Origin of the sequence: Exiguobacterium sp. JMULE1 (assembly GCF_013337175.1) — a bacterium.
Taxonomy (GTDB): domain Bacteria; phylum Bacillota; class Bacilli; order Exiguobacteriales; family Exiguobacteriaceae; genus Exiguobacterium_A; species Exiguobacterium_A indicum.
The window spans coordinates 642,412-665,071 of the sequence record NZ_SGWC01000002.1; the positions used below are offsets into that span (position 1 = coordinate 642,412).

A 22,660-nucleotide genomic window follows, 5' to 3' on the forward strand; every position below is an offset into this window, starting at 1 on the left:
AAAGAGCCTACGCGATGAATCCATCGTGTAGGCTCTTGTTCTTTTTATTAATTGACGCGTTCGTTTGAGAGATCTTCTTCTTCGACCATACGCAATTCTTTGCTGACAGGAGCAGGGAGATCGTAAGAAGATTGACCATGTTCCGCAACGTCCAGTCCGCGGAGTTCATCTTCGCGTGTGATCCGAAGACCAATCGTAAGGTCGAGAACTTTTAAGAATGCATAACTCAAGACACTGACGATGACGACGGCAAAGACGACACCAAGTGCTTGAACACCGAGTTGCGTAAAACCGCCACCATAGAAGAGACCAGCTTGTCCGATCCCTGTGATTTCAACGAGTCGTGGTGAAGCGAAGAATCCAGTTGCGAGTGTACCCCAGATACCAGCGACGCCATGAACGGAGAAGGCACATAATGGATCATCGACACGGCTTGCGAGAAGAATGCTCGTTCCATATGTGATCACACCAGCGAGGAAACCGATGACGACAGCTGCCCACGGTTCGACGAAGGCACAGGCTGCTGTGATGGCAACGAGTGCAGCTAAGACACCGTTGATGATCGAAGGGATATCTGCGACACGACGGTGCCAGAATGAGATGGCAAGAGCACCGAGGGCACCTGCTGCAGTCGCAAGTAACGTCGTCAAGGCAACGTAACTAAAGAATCCATCGGCAATCGTTAGTGTCGAACCAGCATTGAAGCCGAACCAACATAACCAGAGGATGAAGGCACCAACGACAGAATAGATGACGTTGTGTCCGAGTAACGGTGTTTTTTCAGCACCGATTCGTTTCTTGAGCAGTAAAGCAGCAACGAGTGCAGCAATCCCACCTTGTAAGTGAACGACCGTTGATCCAGCGAAGTCTTGCATCCCGAGCGAACCAAGGAATCCACCTGCCCAAACGGAACGTGCAATGATCGGATAGATGATAGCAACGAAAAACGTTCCGAACAACAGGTAGACGGATAATTTAGCACGTTCTGCGAATCCGCCCCAAGCGATCGCGAGGGAGACAGCGACGAATGAGAGTTGGAAGAGGAACTTCACATCAATCGTGATGTTCGACCAATCAAGACTGCTGAATCCTCCTTGTAAAAAGAATCCTTCCGTTCCGATGATAGAATTGCCATCACCAAACGTCAATCCGAATCCGATGGCCCAAAAGGCGAGAGCGGCAACCGAGAAGCTGATGATTTGTTTGACGGCGACGTGCCCCGCGTTCTTCGCCCGTAACATCCCTGTTTCTAGAAGTAAGAATCCGATTTGCATCGTAAAGACGAGCAGTGCTGCGAATAAGACATAAAACGTATCGACTGAGATAGCGAGTTGTTCCAGTTTCATTGTCGTTCCTCCTTTATCCATTTAAAGTATGTGTTTACTTTAGACGGAAATACTTTCAAAGAAACGTGTTGTGTCAGAAAATCTGACATGGTATTTTTGTGGAAAGGAGTGACGAAGATGAACTACCGTGAAAAAAAGGTGATGTCGATCGGAATCGTCTGTGAATTGACCGGCTTGTCAGAACGTCAGATTCGTTACTATGAGGAACGGAAGTTGATCTTTCCAGAACGGACAAATGGAAAAACACGAAAATATTCGTTTACGGATGTCGAGCGACTCGTCGAAGTCGCGGAAAAAATCGAGGATGGCTGGCGTACGCACGAAATTCGAGAAAAAGAACGTAAGGTAACGGAACAGCAACGTTCAGACTTGATCCGCGGTCAGTTAAACGCTGCGTTCGGTCTTTACAAGAAACAGTGAACATTTCATGAACTGGTAACAGAACTGTCATTTTGTAAACGATTTATTGGCACAGACTTCTTAATTTCAGATATAATGTTTCTGTGTTCACAAACTTATCGTACGTTTTTTTGGGGCGTTAGAACGAGTATAAAGGGGTAGTTATGATGAAGAAATTCAATGATACGTTTTTGCGGGCGATCCGTGGCGAGCAGATTGATCACGTTCCCGTCTGGTACATGCGACAAGCAGGTCGTTATCAAGCGGAATATCGTGAAATCAAGAAGACGCGGACGCTTTTCGAGATCACACATGACTCGGAACTAGGCGCATATGTGACAGAACTACCTGTAAAACAATTAGGGGTCGATGCAGCGATTCTGTATAAAGACATCATGACGCCACTTCCATCGATGGGCGTTGACGTCGAAATCAAGAGTGGTATCGGTCCAGTCATCGCGAACCCGATTCGCACGATGGCAGATGTCGAAGCATTACAACCATTCAACCGCGAAGATATTCCATATATCTATGAAACGATTCGTTTGTTACGAGAACGACTCGAAGTACCGTTGATTGGTTTTTCCGGGGCACCATTCACGCTTGCGAGCTATATGATTGAAGGTGGTCCTTCGAAGGGATACCATAAAACGAAAGCATTGATGTATGGACAACCTGAGGTATGGCATGCCTTAATGGAGAAACTAGGTGACATGGTCATCGATTACATCAAGTCACAAGTGGATGCAGGAATCCAAGCGTTCCAAATCTTTGATTCATGGGTCGGAACGACAAGCCGGAAAGATTATGTCCGTTACATCAAGCCAACGATGGAACGCATTTTCACGGAATTAAAAGATACAGGCGTGCCGATGATCATGTTCGGTGTAGGAGCGAGTCACTTGGCAGAAGAATGGCACAGTTTACCGTTAGACGTCGTCGGACTTGATTGGCGTTTGTCGATTGACGAAGCACGTGAGCGTGGATTGACGAAACCTGTCCAAGGAAACCTCGACCCGTCTTATCTGCTAGCACCGTGGGATATCCTTGAAGCAAAAACGAAGGAAATTCTCGACATGGGAATGAAGCAACCAGGATTTATCTTTAACCTCGGTCACGGCATCTTCCCGGAAGTCGATCCAGAAGTATTGAAACGTTTGACTGCATTTATCCATGATTATTCGAAAGAAAAAATGGAGGTAGGAAAATGAAGACGTTAGGACTACTTGTTATGGCGTACGGTACGCCATATAAACCAGAAGATATCGAGCGTTATTATACGCACATCCGTCGCGGGCGCAAACCGTCTCCAGAAGCATTGGCAGAGTTGACGGAACGTTACGAAGCCATCGGTGGTGTCTCACCACTCGCACAAGTCACGATTGATCAGGCTGAAGAGCTACACCGTCAACTGTCTGAGAAATATGCTGGTGAAATCGAGTTCAAACTCTATCTTGGTCTGAAACACATCGAGCCATTCGTTGAGGATGCTGTCGAGCAAATGGCAAAAGACGGCATTACGGAAGCGGTCACGGTCGTTTTAGCACCACACTATTCAACGTTCAGTATCCGTTCATATAACGGTCGTGCGAAGGAAGTCGCGGACCAACATGGTATTCGTCTCGCATCCGTCGAATCGTGGTACAAAGAAGAAGCGTTTCTCGATTGGTGGGGGAAAGAAATCCGCAAGACGTTCGACGCTTTACCAGTACCTGAAGAGAAAGCCATTCTCGTCGTTTCAGCACACAGTCTACCTGAGAAAATCATTGCAAACGGTGATCCATACCCAGAGCAATTGAAGGAAACAGCCGAATTGATCGCGCAACGTGCTGGTGTACCGCATATGATCACAGGCTGGCAATCGGCTGGACAAACGCCAGAACCATGGCTTGGACCAGATGTTCAGGATTTGACACGTGACGTCTACGAAGAAAAAGGATATGAAGCATTCGTCTACGTACCCGTTGGTTTCGTTGCCGATCACCTAGAAGTATTGTTCGATAATGATTACGAGTGTAAAGTCGTCTGCGACGAACTCGGAATTCACTATGCGCGACCTGTCATGCCAAACGCGGATCCAGCTTTCATGAAAGCTGTCACGGAAGCCGTCGCGAAACAGGTGGGTAGTTATGTCCAGTAAACGTCTCGTCATCGTGGGCGGTGGTATATCAGGACTTGCAGCCGCCTATTATGCAGAGAAGCAGTTTCCAGAGATGAACATCACGTTACTCGAGGCAGAGGGTCGTCTCGGTGGTAAGGTGGCGACATATCGGGACGAAGGATTGACGATCGAGCGGGGACCGGATTCATACGTCGCACGGAAACACGTGTTGACGGATCTCATCGAAGAGATCGGATTAGGGGAGCAACTCGTTCGCAATAACACGTCGCAAGCGTATATCTTGGATGCGCGCGGTCTCCACCCGATTCCAAAAGGTGCCGTCATGGGCATCCCGACCGATTTAGAGTTATTCGCAGAGACGTCTCTACTGACGGAAGAAGAAAAGGCAGAGGTGACAGAACGCTTGCTTCACCCTGCTCCTGATTTGACGATTCCGGAAACAGACATCCCATTAGGGGAATACCTGCGTCCGCGTCTTGGAGATGCGCTCGTCGAGAAGTTGATCGAACCGCTTCTTTCAGGCATCTATGCGGGTGATATCGACCGGATGAGTACGTTCGCGACCTACCCGCAATTCGTTGCGAATGAGCAAAAGGCTGGAAGCTTGTTCGAAGGGATGCGCCTCATGCGTCCGCTTGATCAACAACAAGGTCCGACGCTCAAAGCGACAGGTCAATTCCTATCACTTGCTACTGGACTCGAGTCTCTCGTCGAGCGTTTAGAAGAGGTGCTCGAACGGACAGAGATTCGTCTAGAGACACCACTTCGTTCCATCGAACGGGAAGAAGACGGGCGGTATCGTCTCGAAACGGATCATGGTCCAGAATATGCTGATGATATTTTGTTGACGATTCCGCATCGCCAAGTCGTGTCCCTGTTACCAGATGCGACGCTTCCAGGGCTTGCGAACCTTTCAACACACTCGACGGCGACGGTCACGTTGATTTTCGATAAGGAAACAGCGTTACCGATTGATGGAACGGGATTCATCGTCAACCGTCGGGCGCCGTATTCAATTACAGCATGCACGGCGATTGATCAAAAGTGGAATCATGCAGCACCGAATCATACCGTGCTCCGTGCCTTCATCGGACGCCCCGGAAAAGATGCACTCGTTCGTGAATCTGACGAAATGATTGAACGCGTCGTCTTAGAAGATCTTGAAAACATCTGTGGTCGTCCCTTGCACCCGGAACGTGTCGTCATCAGTCGTCTCTTAGACGGCTTACCGGCCTATACGGTAGGACATGCACAGCGGATTCAAGAAGTGCGAGAAATCGTCGCTTCTCATTATCCGCACATTCATTTAGCCGGACTCGCCTATGATGGTGTTGGATTGCCAGACTGTGTAGCAGGTGTCAAAGCGACGCTTGAACAAATGGCGTTACAACAACCGGAACCATGTAAAGAATCATGACACACCTAAACCTTTTTGAAGCTAGCCGTGCTTCAAAAAGGTTTTTTTGTCTTCAGAAGAATGACACGGAAGGAAACGGGAATAAGAGACAGAGGAATCAAAATTGAAGAATACCGTTGAAGCGGGAGGGAATCGTATGGTGGAAGTATGGAGTACGTTCACGATCATCATCGTCTACGGATTGCTTATCATGAATATCTTGGCTGTCCTGACGGTTATTTTTCTTGAGCGGCGCGATATTGGTGCGACGTGGGCATGGGTATTCATCTTGTATTTCGTTCCGCTCGTTGGGTTTCTCGTCTATCTGTTTTTCGGAAGACTGTTGAAAAAAACGAATTTTTATCGTGTCACGGATGAAGAACAACTGGAACAGGATAGACGGATCGCCTTACAGAAAAAAGAACTTGTAACGATGGGACGGCACCCGATGATTCAAAAGCACCGGGATATGATTCGGATGAACCTGATGTCGAACGGTTCCCTGCTCAGTCTCTCGAATCAACTGCAGATTCTTTCGGATGGCGAGCAGAAGTTCAATCGGATGATTCAAGATATCCGCCAGGCAGAGCATGAAGTGAATATCCAATATTACATCATTCAGAAAGATCGTCTCGGGTTGGCGTTGATCGATACATTGACCGATTGTGCCCGTCGTGGGATCAAAGTACGTCTATTGTATGATGCTGTCGGATCACGAAGTCTCAAACGGACGGATTTTAAGGATTTACTCGCACACGGAGGAGAAGTGTTCGCCTTTTTCCCGTCGACGATTGGTTTCGTTAATTTTCGATTGAACAACCGGAATCACCGTAAATCCTGTATCATCGACGGTCGAATCGGCTACATTGGTGGGTTCAACGTTGGTACGGAATATCTCGGGATCGATGAAAAGTTCGGCTACTGGCGGGATACACATTTTCGCTTGGAAGGTGACGTCGTTCACGATCAACTCGACCGCTTCATTCTCGACTGGAACCAAGCAAGTGACGTCTATACGGAAAAATCTTTGTTTTACTATGGAACGCACAGGATTCAGGATATATTACCGATGCAAATCGTCACATCGGGTCCGGATTCCCGTTCAGAGTATTTGAAGCTTGCCTTGATCAAGATGATCAACGAAGCAAAACGGACAATTTATATCCAATCGCCTTATTTCATTCCAGACACGAGTTATTTAGATGCATGTAAGGCAGCCCTTCTGTCCGGAGTGGAAGTCCGTATCATGATTCCGAACAAACCGGACCACCCATTCGTTTACTGGGCAACGACTGCTGCTGTAGGAGAGTTGTTATCGTACGGAGCTAAAGTCTACACGTATGAACCTGGATTTTTACATGCGAAGACGATCGTCGTTGATGGCGAGATTGCTTCAGTCGGGACGACGAATATCGATGCGCGAAGTTTTCGGTTGAACTTTGAAATGAACACGATCGTCTATGATCAGGCAATAGCGATTGAACTAGAACGTCTTTTCCTCGCTGATTGTGAGGTATCAAAGCTCATGACGGTCGAGTCGTATGCCGCGCGTTCAAGAACGATCAAATTCAAGGAAAGTATTTCGCGTTTGTTGTCACCGATTTTGTAAACCGCGTTTACGACCAGTCAAAATGTGAAAAATGGTATAGTGGTATGGAAATAGAAAAAGAGGAGAGTGAAGACGATGGCAAATCCAATCAAGCTACTCGTATCAGACATGGATGGAACCGTTCTTTCGGGCAAGCAACGAATTGAACCGGAGACGATTCAGGCAATTGAAGCGGCACGCGAACAAGGTGTCGAATTTGCAATCGCGACAGGACGTAACTACTTAAATGCAAAAGAATTAACAGATGCAGCAGGAATCCACTGTCCGATCATTGCTTCAAACGGGGCACGTGTGATGACCGTAGATGGAGAAGAGTTGAGTGCGACGACGTTGACGACGGAACAAGCACAGCAAATTTACGGTATCATCAGTCAATATGAAGTTTTCTTCGAGATGTTCTGTGATCGAGGACTCGTGACAGCACAAGGAGCGACGATCGACGCAGCCTATGATTCGCTGAAAGAGTTGAGTGAAGAAAGTGATCGGGCGAAACAAGTGCTTGATTTCTTCCACGATCGTTATTATGTCCACGAAGACGTCAAGATGATTGATGGATTCCGGTCGTATATCCGTAACCAAGCGGGACAAGTATTTAAATTCATCTCATTCTCGTTTGATCAAGAATTAATGAAAAAAATCTGGCAGGAAATCGAGCAGAAGGTCGACGGTGTCTATGTCACGTCGTCAGGACACGATAACATCGAAGTCATGGCAGTCGGTGCCGATAAAGGAACGGCAGTTAAAATCCTCGCAGACCACCTCGGTGTGCCAATCGAACAGGTTGCTGTCATCGGTGATAACCTGAATGATCTTCCAATGTTCAAAGTTGCCGGCAAGGCGATCGCGATGGGGAATGGTCATGATGAGGCAAAAGCGATTGCCCATCACGTGACGAAATCAAATGACGAGCACGGCGTCGGATATGCGATTCAGCAGTTGGCGTCCCGCGCTTGGTAAGGGGGACGTTTCATGTTTAAGGCATTCAAGGAGTTTGCCTTTCGAGGGAATGTGATCGATTTAGCGGTCGGGGTTATTCTGGGTGCTGCGTTTAGTGGGATCATCAAATCCCTCGTCGACAGCGTCTTTATGCCACTGATCGGTATCATCATCGGGGGCATTGATGTCAAAGGATTATCGGTCATGGTCGGAAATGCAGAGTTGCAGTACGGTCAATTTCTTCAAGCGAGTATCGAGTTCTTGTTGATCGCCTTTGCACTGTTTATCTTTGTCAAAGGAATCACTTCATTCCGGAAGAAGGAAGAAATCATCGAAGAAGAAGCGGTACCAACGACAGAAGAAAAATTATTGACAGAAATCAGAGATGCCTTGATTCATCAAAATGAGTCATCGACGAAAAATTAACGGATACAACAAAGGCTGACTCAAAAGTCAGCCTCTACAAAGATAAAGGTGGCAGAATAAAAATCTGCCACCTTTATCTCGTAACAAAAAGAATGGCGCGTCACACGCCACTCCTACAGGAAAAAGCGCATTATGCGCTGTCAGAGACAAACAAGACCCGCTTTCCTGCTTGAATGAAGCAGGAAAACTGGCTTGTGTCTTGCCTGAGGAAAGGTCGTGAAAAGACACGTCATTCTTTTTTTGAGTCAGGTCCATTCTGAATCATAAAATTTCGAGTAACGCATTTTCAGAGCAGACTTGTAACGAAAGCTGTTTTTTCATTCCTTGATCAAATGAAATTTCCAGCACATCGTCAACCAGGTGCAAGACAGTTCCGGGACCAAATGCTGTATGCGAGACACGCATGTTCTCAGTGATCGGAAGTGGAGGAATGCTAGCTCGCGCTGTAACAGCAGTTCGCTTGCGCTCTACTTTTCGTTTTGCAGCATCAGGCGTGACGAGGCGATGGACGTCTTCGACGAATGGTGAGACATCAAATGATTTCGATTTAAAACGATAGGACAGGAGATGTAGTTCGTGTCGCGCCCGTGTCATGCCGACGTAAAACAAACGTGCAGCTTCTTCCATATCATCGAGTTGTCCATTCTTGTACGCCTTGATCGTATCAGCTGATGGAAGAATCCCAGAAACGAGATCAATCATGAAGACGCGATCGAATTCAAGTCCCTTCGCACTGTGAAAGGTCGAAAGGGTGACCGCATTTTGATTTTTATTTTGTTTCGCATCACGCATCAATTGTTCGAGATGCGTGATCCGTTCACGAAAGGCGAGTAGTGTCGGTACATCACTTGCGATGTTATCGATCGTATTCAATGTTTCAAGCAGGTGATCGAGACTAAAACCGAGACTCTCACTCATTTTTCGCAAATTCTTTTCGTAACCCAGTTCATGACGAATCAGAGAGAGGGCGGCAGAGGGGCGAACGGTTTGGATGGAAGCGAATGTGCGCTTCATTTGTTGAAGTTGTTTCTTTTGATAAAACTTCATCTCGATTTTGTTTATGAGTAGATCAAATACAGATTCACCCGTACCGAACTGTTGCAATTGAGAAAGTTGCGCTTTTGAGATATACCCGGCGAATTTCGTATGAATAGTTGCTAGCACATCGATATCTGTCGGATCTTGTGCGAATGTCATGAAGTTTAAGATATCCTTCAAAATCCAATGACTGAAGAATTTATGATCGACATCCTTAATATAAAACGGAATATTTGCTTGATCCAAAGCATTCATCACATTGATCGATGAGGCATTGTTGCGATATAAGATGGCTACTTCGCGGTAATTCGTCTCTGTCCGTAGTTGATTCAACAGATAGCGGGTCTGATCCTCGTAAGTTGGTAACGTCTCTAAGATAATCGGACGAACAGCAGCGTTCTCCGTGAACATCTGTTTCGGATAACGTGCTTTATTGCGCTGAATGAATTGGTTTGCGACGGATACGATGTCTTGAGACGAACGATAATTTTGTTCCATGTAAAGAATCGTCGCATTCGGATACGTATCTTTGAAGTGCAAAATTTTAGAGGCATCCGCGCCACGCCAACTGTATAGCGTCTGATCATCATCTGCAACGACACAAAGACGGTTATGCGGTAAGGCTAACTTCTCGACCAATTGATGCTGGACGAGCGACGTATCCTGACTTTCATCCGTTAGGATATAGTCGAAGCGTCGCTGATAATGTTGCAACAGACGACGGTCTTGCTCCAAAATCGTATTCGCATACGTCAACATATCATCAAAGTCGAGTAACGGATGTAAGGGATCACGCGACTTGAATTGTTCATATGCCACATAGATATCAGGGAAATGTTTGATCGTCGTCGGTACTGCCTTGATCTCCTTTAAAGAAAGAAGACGGTTCTTGACGAAGGAAATCATCCGCAATAACTCATCCATCTGGTCGTCTGTAATGACACTCCGATTAATTTCCTGGAAAATACGCCGGAGTAACATGCGTTTATGTGGCACATTCGGATGTTGTTGATCCATTGGTCCCTCAATGATCGTATAGGAGAGACGTTGCTGGGATGTATGATCCCGAACGACTTGAAAAGCAAAGCTATGAATCGTCGAGAATGCCGCTGTCGTTCCAATTAATTCGTGAAATAGATGATAAAAACGATCCGCCATCTCGCGAGCTGCTGCCTTACTGAAGGTCAGCCCTAAAATACGATGTGGTTCAATCTTTTTTTGTAAAATCAAATAGGCAATCTTAAAATTAAGCGTCGTTGTTTTTCCAGAGCCGGGTGAGGCGAGTAACAGCAACGGACCATGGTCATGTTCGATTGCCTGTTGTTGGACAGGATTCAGTTGAATGCCGGTCAATCGCTCCATCTGTTCGAAAAAATCTTCATGCATGATACAGTTCACCTCGAGCGTATTTATTTCGCGTCCAATAATCGAACTTTCCCTAGTGTATCATTTTTAGTGTCAGGATTGGATTACGGAAAGAAGAACCGTGGAATAAAGAGACAAGAGCCTATTGGATGTTATGTAAGACGAGTACCCTGAATGACTAGGCAAATGGACACAAAAACATTAAAATGGGAATAGATGTAAGAGAGTACTCTCTTGTCCTGTACAAAGAGGGAAGGCGGAATGAGAATGTCTGTAGTGAAATTACACATGTATACGAATGAACATTATGAACAATGTGATGCGTTCATTCTTCCGGAAGAACAAGTCCAGTTTACTTCTTTTCCGACGGATGTCGTCACAGATGCGGTTGCCCATCCAGATAAATTCCCGGTTGTCATCAAAAAAGACGATTTAGTCGTCGGATTTTTTATTCTTCATCTTAATCCCCCTAAAACACATCGAACACATGAACAAAGTGTCCTATTACGTGCCTTTTCCATTGATGCACGCCATCAGCACCAAGGATATGCGAAAGAGGCAATGATGCAGTTGCCAGAGTTCGTGCATCATCATTTTCCAGAAGTCACAGCGATCACACTAGCGGTCAATAAAAAGAATATTGCTGCAAAATCACTGTATTTCAAAACGGGATACGTTGATACGTTACAGTCCGTCATGGGTCCAATTGGGGAGCAGCACATCCTTGCATTTGATCTAGAAAAAGAATCACGATTGAAGCATTGAAGCAAAAAAGCATTTTCCTGATTCTATTCAGGAAAATGCTTTTTTATTTAAGATAAATCGTAGAGTGATAAATGCGCACCTGCTTCACCAGAGAAGACAATACCTCGACTGGATGTTTTCGGGAAAATCCGTCCAGATGCAACGGCTTCTCCGTCATTTAGAAAAAGTTCAAACGAAGAACGATCCACGAACAGACGTAATGTATGCAAGTCCTTCGCAAGAATCGTCGATCGCGAAGTGCCGAATGATTCAGCAGGTACTTCTGCACCTGATCGGCTTCGATCGATCGTAAATTGACGTGATACAGCATCGTAATGGAATACGGTTTCTTCAGTGGCGTCTTGACGAATCGAGAAGCGGAACGAGTCCGACGACAGTTTTAAGTCTGTCATCACGAGCTCGAAAATCTCGGCTTCCGCAATTGTCACGTCTTGTTCGAAAAGAATCGTTTCGTCAAACAGCGTCTCTTTTCGTAGCTGTGTCAGTTCACGGACAGGTCGTTGACGAAGTCGTCCCTGTTCGATCGTTAATTCACGTGGCAATGTTAAAGCATGTGCCCAGTTATAGATGTCAGAAGGATAACTGATATCCGGTAACCCCATCCAACCAACAAGAATCCGTCGACCATCTGCCGCCTCAGTTGTTTGTGGCGCGTAGAAGTCAAATCCGAAATCGAGTTCTTGGAACGATTCGTGTGTGAATGTTAAGTCGGGTAAAGCTAACGGTTCGCCGATGAAATAACCGGACTGGAAAATATTTTGATAGTTCGGACCATCTGGTTCAATCCCTTGAGGGCTAAAGAGGAGGATCCCTTTTCCATCCAGCTCGAAATAATCAGGACATTCCCACATATAACCGAATGTCGAGTAATTCGTCTGTAACTCACCGAGGAATGTCCAGTGCTCTGCATCTTGAGACTGATAGATGACAGTACAACCCGTCAAGTCACTACGCTGTGCACCAATGATGCAGTACCAAATGCCCGATGCATCTTGGAAGACTTTCGGATCACGGAAATGTTCCGTATATCCTTCAGGAACGTTTGGAATAGCAGGTGGTAAATGTTTTTCGATTCGTCCATCCGAGCGGAGATGACCGACGATTTGGCTCGTATGGCGATTCCAATCCGCATCCCGTTTATTACCGGTGTACATGATGTGCACTTGATCATCTTTAATGAAGCCACTACCGGAATAAGCACCATGTGAATCAGGATCGTCATTTGGGATCAAGGCAGCTCCTTCATCGAACCAATGTACAAGATCTTTTGATGTCATGTGATACCAGTACTTCAGCCCGTGTACGGGTCCGAGTGGAAACCATTGATAAAACAAATGATAGAGACCGTCATGATAGACGAAGCCGTTCGGATCATTCAAAAGTCCGGTCGGAGGTTGAATATGGTAAGAAAATCGCCAAGGAGATGTTCGAACTTCTTCCTTCATCGCTTGGTAGACGCTCGGATCGACATCCGAGAGGGGACGGTATCGTGCTTCACGTGTCCATTGATTCATGTTGACAGCTCCTCGTTGAAAAATTATACGCTTCTCTCGTTCACCTTACGGAGGAGAGCTGCGCTTGTCAATCCTCCGTCCTGAATGGTCAATGAACGGACATACATCCTCTGCCATTTTGCTTCGAACGATAGAGCGCTAAATCAGCGCGATGCATGACTTGTTCGAGTGATTCTCCTGTCACCTGTTCGGCGACTCCGATACTCATACCGATGTGGACGGTTTGTTCTTCTAAGTGATACGGCATCGAGACGTGAGCGATCCATTGTTCACCTAAGTATCGTGCTTCTGTTAAGGATTGAGTCGTCAAGACGATGATGAACTCATCGCCGCCCAGACGAGCTACGAATCCACCAGGTGGAAGCAACTGTTCGAGACGTTGACTGACCTCGATCAGCAGGAGATCACCTAGCGCGTGACCATACGTATCATTGACTGCTTTAAAGCCGTCTAAATCAAGGCAAAGATAGATAGAATGCGTTTCTGCAGGCAATTGTTCGATGTATTGAGCGAGACCGTTGCGGTTCGCGAGACCCGTCAGGCTATCGCGTTGTGACAAGCGTTCAAACGTTAATTTCTCTTGTTCGGTATGTAGCAAGCGATGAATCAGTCGTTGTAAGGCATCCGTCAGTGTCTCGATTTCTCGGATTCCACGATGATTCGGGAGTGATTTTGAGGGATCATCCTGCATCTGTTGGGCGGCATATGTGATTTTTAATAATGGTCGTGTCAATAACTTCGCTAACATCCATCCGAGTACCGCTGTGATGAAAGAGGCAATCAATCCGGCGATAAAAATCGTTTGACGTAAAGCGTCGGCATCAGCGAAGGCAATCGAAGTCGGTTGACGCACGAGAACCGTCCAACCTAATCCATCGTAATCCTTGTAACCTCGGCTTGTACTTTGACCAGAGACGAATTCTTTCCCTTGCCAAGAAGCGGTCGCAGAAGCATTCGAAGTCAGCGTTACGCTATCAGGTAATGTTTTACCGCTCCATCCGTTCGGTCCAAGCAAAATCGTCTTTCGATCTTGACTAATGATGAAGACATCGACTTGTTGGAGAGAGGACGTGGCGCTCTGAAAACTTTGTTCGATCGCTTTTGCCCATTCGAAGCTGAGATGTGTCGCAAGGACACCAGAAAATCGCCCCTTATCGTACAAAGGTGTACTAATATCGACGAATTGTAACGGTTCACCGCTTGGGTTTGGCAATAATTTTGCGAGTAGAACAGCTTCATGGACATCCCCGATGAATGGTTGTGATAAGGCTTGTTGGAAGACGGGGCGTTCCTTGATCGATGTTCCTTCAAGAATCTGATTCGTTGACGCAACGACTTTGCCTTTCGCATCTAAGCGACCAATCCAAGAAAAGTCAGGAATCTGTCGTTGTAACTCTTCGAGTGTCTGCCGTGTTTCTGCTTTTTGTTCTGTTTGTTGAATCGTTGATAAAGAACCCAGCAATTTTACTTCGGCATAACGTGACCACATGTAATGATCAAGCTTATCAGACAGTTGGTGAGCAGTCGTTGACAGATTCATCCCGACTTCCGATTGGAGTCGGTTTGTTGCATGTTGACTAATGAAAAAAGTTAATCCGAGCGTCATGCTAAAAAATAGCAGGGAAATCAATCCCGCTAACAAAACATCAAAGCGAAGTGAGAGTCTGAACATTGTGCGATACTCCATTCATGCGTTTTCATTTTTTTTTACTTACATCATACACGTAGACGTCTACCTGTTGTTCGCGGTTCGAGATACTCGTTCGTACATATCGAAATTCGTGTTTTTCCCAAAAACGACGGGCTCTTAAATTATCGGGTAAGACCGCGAGATGAATGTGAGGTTCCTGACTTAGAAACTGATCACAAAAAGCAGATAGTAACCGACTGCTAGTTCCCGTACCGTGCTGAGAAGCATCCAGTAAAAATAGACCGATCCAAGGTGTACCGTCTTTTGGATGCTTCGGTAGGTAATCAATCAGTAAGACGGGTTCTCCGTCTACATACCCAATCAGCGATACGGTATCGGGATTTAAAAACTCTTCCTGTAAGGTCGAATCAGAGAGCGGAAGCACTCGTTCTTCTAAGAGCGCATATGCAGGAACGCTCGCGTACAACGATTGGATGATCGGAAAGTGATCATGTGTTACTTGTTCAAAGCGAATCATCTAGCGACTCCATTCTTTATTTTTAATATAAAATTTCTGTTGTTACGCCTTTTTAATTGGAATCAGATTACATATTTGTAAGAAATGAAACTTATCCTTTAAAATCACGTACACTAATAGCATAGACAAAATATGAATGAGGAGGAAGAGCAGATGTTAAAGATTGAAAATATCTCAAAGCGTCTCGGAAAAGAGCAAATTTTAAAAGACGTCAGTTTTGAGGTATCCCCAGGAGAAGTGTTCGGCTTCCTCGGACCGAATGGAGCAGGGAAGACGACGACGATTCGGATCATCACGGGACTACTCGAGCAGGATGCAGGGAAAGTCACAGTCAATGGATTTGATGTCGTAGAAGAGCGTTCGAAAGCGCTGACGCAAATCGGAGCAATCGTTGAAAATCCAGCGTTTTATCCTTATCTGACAGGAAAACAAAACTTAGTTCATGCAAAAAATCTCATTCCGGGACTCGGTCAAGTGGATTATGATGCACTAGCACGACTCGTTGGTCTTGAAGGAAAGCTTTCAAAAAAAGTCGGAGAGTACTCACTCGGAATGAAGCAACGACTCGGAATTGCTCGTGCCTTGCTACATAACCCGCGCGTCTTGATTTTAGATGAACCGACGAATGGTCTGGATCCATCCGGAATTGCAGAGCTTCGTGAATATTTACGCCAAATGGCGCGTGAGCAAGATATCGCGATTTTAATTTCAAGCCATATGTTGAGTGAGATGGAACAAATCAGTGATCGTTATGCGATCATCGATCAGGGTGTCATCAAGTCGGTCGAGTCCGTTCGTAATGAAACTGGAGCGAAAATCGCTCTTCGTGTCAATGCAGAAGCGATGACAGAGGTACTCGATGCCCTTCGCGTCGCGAACTACCCATCAGAAGTACTCGAGAATAAAATTATTATCACCGCACCGGAAAGTGAATGTCCAGCTATCGCTCGACTCGTCGTGCCGATTGCCGATTTACATGAACTGACCGTTAAACGTTTGACGCTTGAGGAACAATTCCTGCAAGTAACGAAAAAAGAGGGGGATTCACATGCTTTCGCTCATACAAAATGAATGGATGAAATGGTGGACGACTAAAAAAGCGAAAATCGTTTTAGCACTATATGTCGTTATTGCAGTTGGTATTATCATCGTTGCAAAGACGAATGATTTTGAGTTCACACGTTATGATTATTATTCATCAACGTTCCTTTTACTGACATCTCTATTAGGAATCATCACGATTGTCTTCACGGCAGAAGCCATCGGGAATGAAGTACGTTATGACACGATGAAACACTTATTAATGAGTCCGTATTCCCGAATGACGATTTATTTCTCGAAACTTATCTTTTCGATCTTGATCATGTTGTTCCAATTCGTGTTCATCGCTGCGATCGTCTACGCAGGCTCATTTGCGTTTTCAGAGGCAGGAGATCCAATTCTGTTCCGCGATACGATCGTCGAAGTTGTCAGTCCGATTTTTACAATATTCATGACGTTATTCTTCTCATTGTTGTTCCGTTCTGTTGGAATGATTATCGGCTTCACCGTACTAGCACAGTTCTTTACGAGCATTGCGGGTAACTTACTGGTTGGTTTCAAACCAGCAATCGCTAAGTGGATCGTATTCATGCATTTAGACTGGTCAATGTATTTCAAGGATTCTATGACCTATGGTACGAGTGAAGCGATGGGAACAACTTTGACGTTCTCCGCCTTGTTCGTATTGGCTCATATCATCGTCTTGTTAGGTGCATCGATTCTTGTCTTCCAAAGAAAATCATATACGTAAATGAAAGAGCTGCTATTGATAGATGAATTTGTCTATCAATAGCAGCTCTTTTACAGTATTCAAGAACTTGTCCGTTTAGGTGGACGTGCTGTAATCGGGAACAATCGCTGAAACCATTCGATCAGTGGACCGTTCAATAAGAGAAAAATGAAAGTTCCGACTCCGATGCCGATCAGTTCGCGTTCAATCAGTGAAAAGAGACAAGCAATCAAAAAAGGAATGCCGAGGCTGATCGTTGCCCCGAGCGAGGTACTTTTAAAGCGACTGATCAGTGACTTCATCAAGTAATCCGGTGGCATCAATACGAATCCGATTTGTAGATAGAGAGCGAGTCCAAGTGAAATCAATGGCATGCCGATCAACATGTACACAACGCGCATCCAAAGTCCCTGTGGTGTATAAATCAATTGATGGATCGATAAGAAGAAATCAATCGCAGCGCCGAACAGGACGACGAGTGCGAAACTGAGGACGATCGTCCACCAACTAAATCGACTCCCAAGAGAGAGTGCCGCAATCAAAGCGAGCACATGTAAGACGATGATCGCTAGTCCGACAGTTAAAGGGGAGATGGCCGCAACGGCTTCACTCGCTGATGTCCAAGGTGCACTCCCGATCGAGGCGGTCACCATGAAGCTGTTTCCTAAGGCGTTAATTAAAATAGAGAATAAATAGATGACAATCCGTTTTTGCTGACTCATTGACGTGCACAGACGGTAGGACTGCGCGTTCACCTCCTGAAAAGAAATCGTTTCGTTAAGCTATACCCTAATCGTAGCGCTCTTTTCACTTATTTTCATGAAAAGAGCATTGCCTATTCCTTATGTTTCACGACATACTTAGGACACATTACGAATCAGGGGGAGAACATATGACATATTTTGGACAGAAGATCCTGCCTTCCGTTAGAAAATTAGAAGACTTTGAAAAGATGCTGAAGAGTCCATATGAATATGGGGTCTTACTCGAAATGCATGTATCGCGTTTAAAAGCGGTCTATGAGATGGCGCATCGTTACGACAAAAAAATGTTTTTGCACATGGATCTCGTTCAAGGGTTAAAAAATGATGAATATGCCACAGAATACGTCTGCCAAGAATTGAAGCCGTATGGTGTCATTTCGACGAAGGCGAGCGTCATCTTGAAAGCACGTCAAAAAAGGTCAAGACGATGCAACGCATGTTCTTACTTGATTCCAGTTCACTCGAAAAAAGTTATCAACTCATGGAACGGACGCAACCTGATTACATCGAAGTGTTACCAGGGTTAATGCCAAAGTACATTCAAGAAGTGAAAGAAAAGACAGGGCGTCTCGTATTCGCCGGTGGACTCATCGATACGGTCGAGGAAGTGGAACAAGCGATTGAAGCAGGTGCCTCAAGTATCACAACATCGAATAAGGACTTGTGGCGTCATTTTGAACCACGCTCTTAAGTTGATTGTGAGGAAAATCATTCGGATTATTTGACAGCGTTTTCACTGATTGTTATAGTGATATCAAGTTGATACAAAGTGACGGAGAAAAGGGAGATTCACGTGTGAGTCCTGCTTGAAGAACATTCAAGTATGAACTGACGTGGATCTCCTTTTTATGTTGCTTTTTTCACATAACCAAAAGGAGGAACACATATGTCACCCATTTTAGCGGAATTTTTAGGCACAGCTTTGCTTGTCGCGCTTGGGAACGGTGTTGGTGCAGGCGTTAGTTTGACGAAATCGTTTGCGAAGGATGCAGGTTGGATTGTCATCACGTTTGCATGGGGTTTTGCCGTGGCGATTGCAGCGTATGCCGTCGGTCAATTCAGTGGAGCACACCTTAACCCAGCAGTAACGCTTGGTTTAGCCTTTGACGGTTCATTTGCATGGGCAGACGTACCAGGCTATATCGTCGCTCAAATTGCCGGCGGGATACTTGGTGCAAGTCTTGTTTTCGTCCATTACTTACCACACTGGGCGGAGACGAAAGACCCAGCAACGAAACTCGGCGTCTTTGCGACGTCACCAGCGATTCCACATACATTTGCCAATCTAATGAGTGAAATGATCGCGACATTCTTGCTTGTCATTGGGTTGTTATCAATCGGAGCAAATAAGTTCTCAGATGGTCTAAATCCATTGATCGTCGGTTTCTTGATCGTCAGCCTCGGTATGTCATTCGGAGGAACGACAGGATATGCGATGAATCCGGCGCGGGACCTTGGTCCACGTATCGCCCACTTCATCCTACCGATTCATGGAAAAGGATCATCGAACTGGGGGTACTCTTGGATTCCGGTTCTCGGACCAGTTCTCGGTGGAAGTCTTGGCGGATTGTTTTATCGTTCGGTCTTCACAGGGAAAGATACACCGGCTTTTTGGATTGTAGGACTTGTGACAATCGTCATATTAGGCTTATGCTATAGATTCGGTGTTCGTCCGAACAAAACAACGTCAGTGGAGTCAAAGTCAGCTTAACTTATTTAGATACAAAAGGATGGGGAAGAGATGGAGAACTACATTTTGTCATTGGATCAGGGAACGACGAGTACACGTGCGATCCTGTTTAATCGTGCCGGCGAGATCGTCCATTCAGCACAACAGGAATTCACGCAGTATTTTCCGAAACCAGGTTGGGTCGAACACAACGCAAACGAGATTTGGGGAAGTGTCCTTGCTGTCGTGGCGACTTGTCTGACGGAGGCGAACGTAAAGCCGTCGCAGATTGCTGGTATTGGAATCACGAACCAACGTGAAACAGCTGTCGTCTGGGAAAAAGAAACAGGGAAACCGATTCACAATGCAGTCGTGTGGCAATCGAGACAAACGGCTGAAATCTGTGAAGCGCTTCGAGCAGCCGGTCATGCCGAGCTCTTCCGTGAGAAGACAGGTCTATTGATTGACGCTTATTTCTCTGGTACGAAAGTCAAATGGATTTTAGATCATGTCGAAGGAGCACGGGAACGTGCTGAACGTGGTGAACTATTGTTCGGTACGATCGATACGTGGCTCATCTGGAAATTATCCGGCGGAAAAGCACATGTGACCGACTATTCGAATGCAAGTCGTACGTTGATGTATAACATTCATGAATTAAAATGGGATGACGAGTTACTCGACATCTTAGATGTCCCGAAAGCGATGCTTCCAGAAGTACGACCATCTTCTGAAGTGTACGCAGAGACAGCAGGGTATCACTTCTTCGGAGAATCAGTTCCGATTGCTGGAGCAGCGGGCGATCAGCAAGCCGCATTGTTTGGTCAAGCGTGTTTTGATACAGGAATGGCGAAGAACACATACGGTACAGGCTGCTTCATGTTGATGAACACAGGGGAAGAGGCTGTTAAATCAGATCACGGATTGCTGACGACGATCGCGTGGGGCGTCGATGGAAAAGTGGAGTATGCTTTAGAAGGAAGTATCTTCGTCGCAGGATCTGCGATTCAATGGTTACGTGACGGATTACGTCTCATTGATGATGCCAAAGAATCAGAAGGATACGCAACACGCGTCACGTCTTCAGACGGTGTCTACGTCGTACCAGCATTCGTTGGTCTTGGTACACCTTACTGGGATTCAGACGTTCGTGGTGCCGTCTTCGGTTTGACACGTGGTACGGAAAAAGAACACTTCATCCGCGCGACACTTGAATCACTCGCTTATCAGACACGCGACGTCCTATCTGCGATGGAGCAAGATTCAGGCATCGAGATGAAAACGCTCCGTGTTGATGGTGGAGCAGTTAAAAACGACTTCTTGATGCAGTTCCAAGGTGATATCATCCAAGCACCAGTTGAGCGTCCGGAAATCAATGAAACGACGGCATTAGGTGCAGCGTACCTCGCAGGTCTTGCTGTTGGATTCTTTGAGAACCGTGAACAAATTGCGACGCAATGGAAAAAAGAACGTCGCTTCGAGCCGAGCATGGCAAAAGAAGAGACGGATGCGCTCTACGGTGGATGGCAAAAAGCTGTTCAAGCTACGATGTTGTTCAAATGATGTGACGTATGTTATAGTAAGGTCAAGTTAATAAATCGGTCGGAGAATATGGAGAGACCACAGCAGCAGTTGACATAGTCAGCGTGTTTGTTGTGGTCTCTTTTTTTCGAACCTAAACAGGAGGAACTATTCATGGCTAACCAACCATTCTCAAGCAAAAACCGTGCAGATGTCTATAATCGATTAACACGTGAAGAACTCGATCTACTCGTCGTAGGTGGCGGTATCACAGGTGCGGGGATCGCCCTCGATGCGGCATCACGCGGTATGAAGATTGGCCTCGTCGAAATGCAGGATTTCGCGTCCGGTACATCTAGTCGTTCAACGAAATTAGTCCATGGTGGTCTACGTTATTTAAAACAATTCGAAGTTCAGATGGTCGCGGAAGTCGGTAAAGAACGTGCGATCGTTTACGAAAACGGACCACACGTCACGACACCAGAGTGGATGTTGCTTCCGATGCATAAAGGCGGTACGTTCGGACCATTCAGTACGTCAATCGGTCTTCGTGTTTATGACTTCTTAGCAGGTGTTAAACGTTCTGAATGGCGTACGATGCTATCTGCGAAAGAAACATTAGCGAAAGAACCACTCGTCAAACAACAAGGTCTCAAAGGTGGCGGTTACTACGTCGAGTACCGTACAGATGACGCTCGTCTAACGATTGAAGTCATGAAAGAAGCGGTCGAACACGGTGCACGTGTCGTCAACTATACAAAAGCAGAAGAAATCATCTACGATGCTGGAAAAGTCGTCGGCATGCGTGTGACGGACCTCTTGACAGGTGACGTACATGAAATCCGTGCGAAAAAAGTCGTCAATGCGACAGGTCCATGGGTTGATGAATTACGTGAAAAAGATGGTTCTAAAGTCGGGAAACAACTTCGTTTGACAAAAGGCGTCCACGTCGTCATCGATCAATCGAAATTCCCACTCAAACAAGCAGTCTACTTCGATACACCAGACGGTCGGATGATCTTCGCGATTCCGCGTGATGGAAAAGCATACGTTGGTACGACAGATACGTTCTTCGATAAAGATACTGCACATCCGAAATTCACAGTCGAAGACCAGGACTACGTCCTAGACGCGATTCACTATATGTTCCCAGAGGTTAAAGTGACAGCAGAAGACGTAGAATCAAGCTGGGCTGGCGTACGTCCATTGATTTATGAAGAAGGAAAAGATCCTTCTGAAATTTCACGTAAAGATGAAGTATGGCAGTCTGAGTCAGGTCTCATCACGATTGCTGGTGGGAAATTGACTGGATACCGTAAAATGGGCGAGCACGTCGTTGATCTCGTCGCAAAACTCTTGAAAAAAGAAGAAAACGTCGCGTATGCACGTTGCTCGACGAAAAACATGCCAATGTCTGGTGGACACGTCGGCGGAGCAAAAGGATTTGCTGAATTCCTAAAAGCTCAAACAGCAACGAACGGTCTAACGACAGAGGAAGTTCAATTCCTAGCAAAACGCTACGGTTCGAACTTACCGAAAGTACTGGAATATGCAGCAGCATTCGATGCAGCAAAGACAGCTCTTCCACGTTCTGTCTATGCACAACTCCACTACAGCATCGAACATGAAATGGTCGCTCGTCCAATCGACTTCTTCATCCGCCGTACAGGTGCTGTCTTCTTCGACATCGCTTGGGCTCGTGCGCACAAAGATGCCGTCATCGAAGAAATGAAATCTGTCTTGAACTGGACAGCAGAACAAACAGATGCTTATACGAAAGAACTCGATATCGAAATCGAAGATGCAGCACATGCACTCGTGACAGAATAAGCTCTCTAACTCATCAAGGAA

General features: G+C 45.9%; 19 protein-coding genes and 1 pseudogene. 14 read left to right on the top strand and 6 right to left on the bottom strand.

Annotated features, from left to right (window positions below; all coding sequences use genetic code 11):
• Window positions 1-47 precede the first annotated feature (47 nt).
• Window positions 48-1,346, bottom strand: coding sequence for an ammonium transporter (locus EXW93_RS03525; RefSeq protein WP_023467352.1), 1,299 nt, complete (start codon window positions 1,344-1,346; stop codon window positions 48-50).
• A gap of 117 nt (window positions 1,347-1,463) precedes the next feature.
• Here EXW93_RS03525 and EXW93_RS03530 point away from each other — a divergent pair, with 117 nt between their 5' ends.
• The 7 genes from EXW93_RS03530 (at window position 1,464) to mscL (ending at window position 8,234) form a co-directional block, all read left to right on the top strand.
• Window positions 1,464-1,766 (top strand): MerR family transcriptional regulator, encoded by a 303-nt coding sequence (locus EXW93_RS03530; RefSeq protein ID WP_023467353.1) that lies wholly within the window; start codon window positions 1,464-1,466, stop codon window positions 1,764-1,766.
• 143 nt (window positions 1,767-1,909) lie between these two features.
• Window positions 1,910-2,956 carry a uroporphyrinogen decarboxylase gene (hemE, locus tag EXW93_RS03535; RefSeq protein WP_023467354.1) on the top strand — a complete coding sequence of 349 codons (1,047 nt, stop codon included), beginning with the start codon at window positions 1,910-1,912 and terminating at the stop codon, window positions 2,954-2,956.
• Window positions 2,953-3,885, top strand: a complete 933-nt coding sequence (hemH, locus tag EXW93_RS03540; protein WP_174316035.1) for a ferrochelatase — start codon at window positions 2,953-2,955, stop codon at window positions 3,883-3,885. Before hemE ends, hemH begins: the two co-directional genes overlap by 4 nt.
• A complete protein-coding gene (hemG, locus tag EXW93_RS03545) occupies window positions 3,875-5,284 on the top strand; it encodes a protoporphyrinogen oxidase (RefSeq protein WP_174316036.1) in 1,410 nt (469 codons plus the stop codon). Before hemH ends, hemG begins: the two co-directional genes overlap by 11 nt.
• Before the next feature lie 136 nt (window positions 5,285-5,420).
• Window positions 5,421-6,872, top strand: coding sequence for a cardiolipin synthase (gene cls, locus EXW93_RS03550; protein ID WP_023467357.1), 1,452 nt, complete (start codon window positions 5,421-5,423; stop codon window positions 6,870-6,872).
• A 75-nt stretch (window positions 6,873-6,947) separates the two neighbouring features.
• On the top strand, window positions 6,948-7,829 hold the full coding sequence (locus EXW93_RS03555; protein ID WP_023467358.1) for a Cof-type HAD-IIB family hydrolase: 882 nt from the start codon (window positions 6,948-6,950) through the stop codon (window positions 7,827-7,829).
• 12 nt (window positions 7,830-7,841) lie between these two features.
• Complete coding sequence (mscL, locus tag EXW93_RS03560) at window positions 7,842-8,234, top strand: large conductance mechanosensitive channel protein MscL (protein WP_055967014.1); 393 nt, start codon at window positions 7,842-7,844, stop codon at window positions 8,232-8,234.
• Between the two features lie 261 nt (window positions 8,235-8,495).
• On the opposite strand, the gene EXW93_RS03565 is transcribed toward mscL, so the two are convergent.
• Window positions 8,496-10,658: an ATP-dependent helicase gene (locus EXW93_RS03565; RefSeq protein ID WP_174316037.1), complete on the bottom strand. Its 2,163-nt coding sequence runs from the start codon at window positions 10,656-10,658 to the stop codon at window positions 8,496-8,498.
• Window positions 10,659-10,904: 246 nt separating this feature from the next.
• Between EXW93_RS03565 and EXW93_RS03570 the strand changes: the two genes are divergently transcribed.
• Entirely contained in the window at window positions 10,905-11,402 is a 498-nt protein-coding gene (locus tag EXW93_RS03570; RefSeq protein ID WP_035398466.1) for a GNAT family N-acetyltransferase, read from the top strand.
• 47 nt (window positions 11,403-11,449) lie between these two features.
• On the opposite strand, the gene EXW93_RS03575 is transcribed toward EXW93_RS03570, so the two are convergent.
• From EXW93_RS03575 to EXW93_RS03585, 3 genes are all read right to left on the bottom strand, one after another.
• The gene (locus tag EXW93_RS03575; RefSeq protein WP_035398465.1) at window positions 11,450-12,916 is read right to left on the bottom strand and encodes a glycoside hydrolase family 32 protein; all 1,467 of its coding nucleotides are present in this window, start codon (window positions 12,914-12,916) and stop codon (window positions 11,450-11,452) included.
• Window positions 12,917-13,004: 88 nt separating this feature from the next.
• Complete coding sequence (locus EXW93_RS03580) at window positions 13,005-14,588, bottom strand: diguanylate cyclase domain-containing protein (RefSeq protein ID WP_023467365.1); 1,584 nt, start codon at window positions 14,586-14,588, stop codon at window positions 13,005-13,007.
• 25 nt (window positions 14,589-14,613) lie between these two features.
• Complete coding sequence (locus tag EXW93_RS03585; RefSeq protein ID WP_023467366.1) at window positions 14,614-15,084, bottom strand: GNAT family N-acetyltransferase; 471 nt, start codon at window positions 15,082-15,084, stop codon at window positions 14,614-14,616.
• 153 nt (window positions 15,085-15,237) lie between these two features.
• Here EXW93_RS03585 and EXW93_RS03590 point away from each other — a divergent pair, with 153 nt between their 5' ends.
• Window positions 15,238-16,155, top strand: coding sequence for an ABC transporter ATP-binding protein (locus EXW93_RS03590; protein ID WP_023467367.1), 918 nt, complete (start codon window positions 15,238-15,240; stop codon window positions 16,153-16,155).
• Entirely contained in the window at window positions 16,133-16,876 is a 744-nt protein-coding gene (locus EXW93_RS03595) for an ABC transporter permease (protein WP_023467368.1), read from the top strand. The genes EXW93_RS03590 and EXW93_RS03595 overlap by 23 nt, the downstream gene beginning before the upstream one ends.
• Window positions 16,877-16,935: 59 nt before the next feature.
• Here EXW93_RS03595 and EXW93_RS03600 read toward each other — a convergent pair whose 3' ends face one another.
• Entirely contained in the window at window positions 16,936-17,577 is a 642-nt protein-coding gene (locus EXW93_RS03600) for a YczE/YyaS/YitT family protein (protein WP_023467369.1), read from the bottom strand.
• 170 nt (window positions 17,578-17,747) lie between these two features.
• On the opposite strand from EXW93_RS03600, the pseudogene EXW93_RS03605 reads away from it, so the two are divergent.
• From EXW93_RS03605 to EXW93_RS03620, 4 genes and pseudogenes are all read left to right on the top strand, one after another.
• Window positions 17,748-18,310, top strand: a pseudogene (locus EXW93_RS03605) (glycerol-3-phosphate responsive antiterminator).
• A gap of 195 nt (window positions 18,311-18,505) precedes the next feature.
• Window positions 18,506-19,330 (top strand): MIP/aquaporin family protein, encoded by an 825-nt coding sequence (locus EXW93_RS03610; protein ID WP_023467371.1) that lies wholly within the window; start codon window positions 18,506-18,508, stop codon window positions 19,328-19,330.
• Window positions 19,331-19,360: 30 nt separating this feature from the next.
• Window positions 19,361-20,851, top strand: a complete 1,491-nt coding sequence (gene glpK / locus EXW93_RS03615; RefSeq protein WP_023467372.1) for a glycerol kinase GlpK — start codon at window positions 19,361-19,363, stop codon at window positions 20,849-20,851.
• Between the two features lie 132 nt (window positions 20,852-20,983).
• On the top strand, window positions 20,984-22,639 hold the full coding sequence (locus tag EXW93_RS03620) for a glycerol-3-phosphate dehydrogenase/oxidase (protein WP_174316038.1): 1,656 nt from the start codon (window positions 20,984-20,986) through the stop codon (window positions 22,637-22,639).
• Window positions 22,640-22,660 lie beyond the last annotated feature (21 nt).